The sequence below is a fragment of the Mycolicibacterium sp. CBM1 genome (assembly GCF_054073305.1).
On record NZ_JBSXPP010000043.1, the window covers coordinates 1 to 5,099 of the forward strand.

Annotated in this window: 4 protein-coding genes and 1 pseudogene; 3 read left to right on the top strand and 2 right to left on the bottom strand. The window is 61.8% G+C overall.

Going from position 1 to position 5,099, the window contains the following annotated elements:
* Nucleotides 1–59 precede the first annotated feature (59 nt).
* A protein-coding gene (locus ACXDF8_RS26810) for an IS3 family transposase (RefSeq protein WP_457221679.1) occupies nt 60–1,204 on the bottom strand; the annotation gives its coding sequence in 2 pieces (ribosomal slippage) (nt 60–937 and nt 937–1,204; 1,146 coding nt in all).
* Nucleotides 1,205–1,282: 78 nt separating this feature from the next.
* On the opposite strand from ACXDF8_RS26810, the pseudogene ACXDF8_RS26815 reads away from it, so the two are divergent.
* Nucleotides 1,283–1,702, top strand: a pseudogene (locus tag ACXDF8_RS26815) (integrase core domain-containing protein); the annotation flags it as partial.
* 24 nt (nt 1,703–1,726) lie between these two features.
* Here ACXDF8_RS26815 and ACXDF8_RS26820 read toward each other — a convergent pair.
* Complete coding sequence (locus ACXDF8_RS26820; RefSeq protein ID WP_457226272.1) at nt 1,727–2,620, bottom strand: alpha/beta fold hydrolase; 894 nt, start codon at nt 2,618–2,620, stop codon at nt 1,727–1,729.
* A gap of 655 nt (nt 2,621–3,275) precedes the next feature.
* Between ACXDF8_RS26820 and ACXDF8_RS26825 the strand changes: the two genes are divergently transcribed.
* Both ACXDF8_RS26825 and ACXDF8_RS26830 read left to right on the top strand, forming a co-directional pair.
* On the top strand, nt 3,276–3,833 hold the full coding sequence (locus tag ACXDF8_RS26825) for a hypothetical protein (RefSeq protein WP_457226273.1): 558 nt from the start codon (nt 3,276–3,278) through the stop codon (nt 3,831–3,833).
* A gap of 62 nt (nt 3,834–3,895) precedes the next feature.
* Nucleotides 3,896–5,040 (top strand): IS3 family transposase gene (locus ACXDF8_RS26830; RefSeq protein WP_457221679.1). Its coding sequence is split into 2 segments (ribosomal slippage): nt 3,896–4,163 and nt 4,163–5,040, totalling 1,146 coding nucleotides; the frame shifts between segments, so codons are not numbered across the junction.
* The last annotated feature ends 59 nt before the right edge of the window (nt 5,041–5,099 follow it).

Genomic DNA, 5,099 nt, shown 5'->3' on the forward strand with positions numbered 1-5,099 from the left:
TGGCGAGTCCCCGATTCTGAGTCCACCCGGTTCTTGAGTCGGGGTGGTGTGATCCAGTTTCAGTTGATGTTGCAGTCCATCGGGGTGTGGGTGCAGCTGCAGACGGCAGCGTACTCGGCCGGGGTGCGGTAGCCCAGGGCCGAGTGGCGGTGCCGGTAGTTGTGTTCGTGCTTGAAGTCGCCGATGACCACGCGGGCTTCGAGCAGGGTGTTCCAGTGGTTGCGGTTGAGGCACTCCTTGCGTAGTCGGTTGTTGAACGATTCGATGTGTCCGTTGTTCCATGGCGCTCCTGGCGGGATATACGACATACCAGTCCGACCGTCACAGAACTGCTGCAGCGCTTGGGAAATGAACTCCGGACCGTTGTCCATCCGCAGCACCTTCGGCGGCCCACCCGCTGCGGCGAACACGTTGGCGAGATCGGCGACGAGTCGGTCGGCGGTGATCGACCGCTCAACGATGTGCAGCAGTGAGACGCGGGTGTGCTCGTCGATCATCGAGGCGATCTTGATGGCCTTGCCGTCGACGGTGGAATCGAACTGGAAGTCGATCGCCCACACCACGTTCGGGGCATCGGCCTCGATCGATGGGATCGACGACACCCCGGCCCGCTTGCGCGGACTGTGCACCCGCACCTGCAGCCCTTCCTCGCGCCACAGCCGGTGGATCTTCTTCAAATTGACCTCACGGCGCTCGTCGTAGCGCAACGCCGCCCAGGCACGGCGGAACCCATGGCATGGGTTCTTCGTCGCGTACGTGCGCAGCCAGGCCCGCATCTCGGCATCGGGATCGGCGGGGGTCTGCGACAACGGCAGGCGACGGCAGGTGGAGCGGGGCAGCCCAACGGCTTTGCACGCCAACCGTTCCGACATGCCCATCATGGAGGTGAGCATGCCGACGGCGCGGCGCTTGGCAGCTGGGCCTAAAATTTTCCCTTTGCGACCTCCCGCAAGGCGTCTTTGACCAGCTCGGCCTCGGCCAGTAATCGCTTCAGTCGGGCGTTCTGTTCGCGCAATTCCTTGAGTTCCTTGGCGGCATCGGTGTCCATCCCGCCGTAGGCGCGACGCCAGTTGTACAACGTCGCCGCAGACACCTCGAGTTCGGCTGCGATTTCCTCGCCGGTCTTGCCTTCGGCGGCCAGTTCGTCCGCACGGCGCAGTTTGCGCACGATGTCTTCTGCGGAGTTCCGCTTCCGACCAGCCATACGTTCATCGTCCCTTCTCGCCCACCATCGGGCTACAGGACTCTAGAACTTGCTGGACTCGTTCACCGGGAACGCAACATCCACACCGCTATCGACGACCACACTCGGCTGGCGTACAGCGAAGTTTTGCCCGACGAGAAAGACCCGACCTGCGCTGCATTTCTGCACCGGGCACTAACCTGGTTCGCCGCCCACGGAGTGCGCGTGCGAAGGCTACTGACCGACAATGCCATGGTCTACCGACGCGGCACCGACTGGGGTTGGGTGTGCTCGGCGTGGGGACTCAAACGCCGATTCATCAAACCCGGCTGCCCCTGGACCAACGGCAAAGCAGAACGCTTCAACCGAACCCTGCTCACCGAATGGGCCTACGCCCGACCCTGGACCTCAAACAGCCTGCGCACCCGGGGCCTTGACCGATTCCTACGCCGCTACAACACTCAACGAGGCCACTCCGCCCTCGGCGGACAACCACCCATCAGCCGGCTCGCCGCCTGACAACAACGTGTCAGGTCACGACAACTAGACACCGTTACGGTGTTCGATCACGAACTGACGGATACAACCATTCACTTCGTCAGGGATTTCGGTTGGCAACGCGTGTGAGGCGTTGGGCCAGAGGTGATATCGCCACGCGGGCACGACCGACTGAATCCGCCGAAGCCCCTTCCCTGAATCGTGAACAGTGTTGCCCGCCAGAAGAACTTGGACCGGAAGTTGCACTGAACGCAGCAGACGATCACTGGGAAAACGTAGCGGCGGCGTGCGCAAGGGTGGCGCGAAGGCAGCGAATCCGGCCACGAACAGCCCGGCAAGCATATCGACGGAACTGCCCGGTGCGGGGTGACCCGCAATCCACGCCGCGGCGCGTCCAGCCCGCACCGAACGTGGGCGCCACAACAGGAGCGCAAGACTTCGCCAGAACTTTGCAGAGGTTCGAGCCACTGTGCTGGCCGGATCAACCAGTGTCACCGTCGCCAACCGATGGGGCGCCCGCGCCGCCGTATGGGTGGCAAGCCAACCACCATAGGAATGCCCAACCAGATGCACATCGCGCAGCCCTAGCCCCTCCAACACCGCGTCAATGCAACGCGCGGAATCTGCGGGGGTAAACATCGTTTTCGACTGAATGCTTGCTCCAGGCTGGCCCAACATATCCATCGCATAAACGGTGAAATCGCTTGTCAAGCCAGCAACTTGGCCCCACCACATGGCCGAGGTCAGGAAAAAGCCGTGAATCAGTACGACAGGCACACCACGGTCTGGCCCGTGCTGATACACCCGAACGGTGCCGAAATTCGTTGGAACATCGTGCACGACTTCCGGTCGCGGACTCAATGCCCGCAACTCGTCATATGCTGCCAAATAGCGCCGTCGTGCGTCTGCGCTTTTGAACCCAGCGTCAGCCAAACCCATAAAGGAACTCCTCCGGTCAACGCGACAATGGACTTCCGGGGCCACGGTATGCATGGGATTGGCGGCCCGTCAATTAACCCCATCCCGGCCGGATGGATGTAGAAGCGTGACGCGCTGGTTGGGACTTCGTTTGCTGTCCACGCTCTGGTGATGATGGATGACGAGGAGTAAACCGACGTGTTGTCCCAAGAGTGTCGGCGGATTGGGCGAGAATGGTGCCATGGCAAACAAAGGATGGCCGCGCGATCGCTCTACAGGTCCGGGTGGCGGCATGTCGACCGGCCCCGGCGGCGGTCTATCCACCGGCCCCGGCATCTTGCAAACATTTCCAGCCACGCGCCCCATAGCTTGCCGAAACACACCGTCATCCAGGCGATTTAGCCCGTCCTTACCCGAAGGGGGATGGCAGCCCGGCGGTCGGCCCCAGGGTTGGAATTGATTCATCCGATGAAAACGCAGTGCTTTACTGGTAACGCTGCATATTCGACCGCTGCATAATCGGTCCGTTTCCGTACCCAGCAGACGCGGACGGATATCTAGCAGCATTCCACGCGGAGCTTCCGACCTCCGATTCGGCACGAGCTGCGCAACCAAAACCTGTCGTGCTCAGAAGGCTGGCTGCATCCGGAAGCCGTGAGGATGACACGATCTAGGTGTGACGCTTGACGAGCTACTACAGGTGATGGACCGCGCCGCAGCGAATCTCGCCAAACTCGATGAGGTCTGGGAGAGAGCCCAGCCAATGATCCCTTCAGGTCCCAGCAGAGGGTCCAGCCGGGAATATGAGGATCTGCGGAGGGCCTGGACTGCGCTCCGCACGGGATTGCCGCCGATCCACGGCTGGACGGTCAGCGTGGAGCTTCCCGACGTTGATTCCGTTGGCCAGGACTTCATTGACTACGCCGATATTGGGGAATCTCCCTTCGGACTCTTGAATCAGCTGGAAGAACCAGGTAATCAACTCGACGAGTATCGGTTCCGGTTGGCTCAATCGAGGCGCAAAGCCATACATGAACGTCTGATGGATCTGACATCAACCATCAATGAGACGCTCCCGCGGATAGTCGAATCGATATCGCGCGATTCCACGGGGCGACTCGATGATCCCAGAATCCTGACGATCACGGATTCCATCAGCGAGATCGAGCGACTCCTTGGCGACACAACCGAGCGCAAAGGGCGCTGGAACGACCTTCTGGCGTGTTCCCGGTGAACGAGTCCAGCAAGTTCTAGAGTCCTGTAGCCCGATGGTGGGCGAGAAGGGACGATGAACGTATGGCTGGTCGGAAGCGGAACTCCGCAGAAGACATCGTGCGCAAACTGCGCCGTGCGGACGAACTGGCCGCCGAAGGCAAGACCGGCGAGGAAATCGCAGCCGAACTCGAGGTGTCTGCGGCGACGTTGTACAACTGGCGTCGCGCCTACGGCGGGATGGACACCGATGCCGCCAAGGAACTCAAGGAATTGCGCGAACAGAACGCCCGACTGAAGCGATTACTGGCCGAGGCCGAGCTGGTCAAAGACGCCTTGCGGGAGGTCGCAAAGGGAAAATTTTAGGCCCAGCTGCCAAGCGCCGCGCCGTCGGCATGCTCACCTCCATGATGGGCATGTCGGAACGGTTGGCGTGCAAAGCCGTTGGGCTGCCCCGCTCCACCTGCCGTCGCCTGCCGTTGTCGCAGACCCCCGCCGATCCCGATGCCGAGATGCGGGCCTGGCTGCGCACGTACGCGACGAAGAACCCATGCCATGGGTTCCGCCGTGCCTGGGCGGCGTTGCGCTACGACGAGCGCCGTGAGGTCAATTTGAAGAAGATCCACCGGCTGTGGCGCGAGGAAGGGCTGCAGGTGCGGGTGCACAGTCCGCGCAAGCGGGCCGGGGTGTCGTCGATCCCATCGATCGAGGCCGATGCCCCGAACGTGGTGTGGGCGATCGACTTCCAGTTCGATTCCACCGTCGACGGCAAGGCCATCAAGATCGCCTCGATGATCGACGAGCACACCCGCGTCTCACTGCTGCACATCGTTGAGCGGTCGATCACCGCCGACCGACTCGTCGCCGATCTCGCCAACGTGTTCGCCGCAGCGGGTGGGCCGCCGAAGGTGCTGCGGATGGACAACGGTCCGGAGTTCATTTCCCAAGCGCTGCAGCAGTTCTGTGACGGTCGGACTGGTATGTCGTATATCCCGCCAGGAGCGCCATGGAACAACGGACACATCGAATCGTTCAACAACCGACTACGCAAGGAGTGCCTCAACCGCAACCACTGGAACACCCTGCTCGAAGCCCGCGTGGTCATCGGCGACTTCAAGCACGAACACAACTACCGGCACCGCCACTCGGCCCTGGGCTACCGCACCCCGGCCGAGTACGCTGCCGTCTGCAGCTGCACCCACACCCCGATGGACTGCAACATCAACTGAAACTGGATCACACCACCCCGACTCAAGAACCGGGTGGACTCAGAATCGGGGACTCGCCA

Excerpts from the sequence above, each read along its gene's own strand:
- ACXDF8_RS26820 (WP_457226272.1), bottom strand. The coding sequence starts at position 2,620 with ATGGGTTTGGCTGACGCTGGGTTCAAAAGCGCAGACGCACGACGGCGC.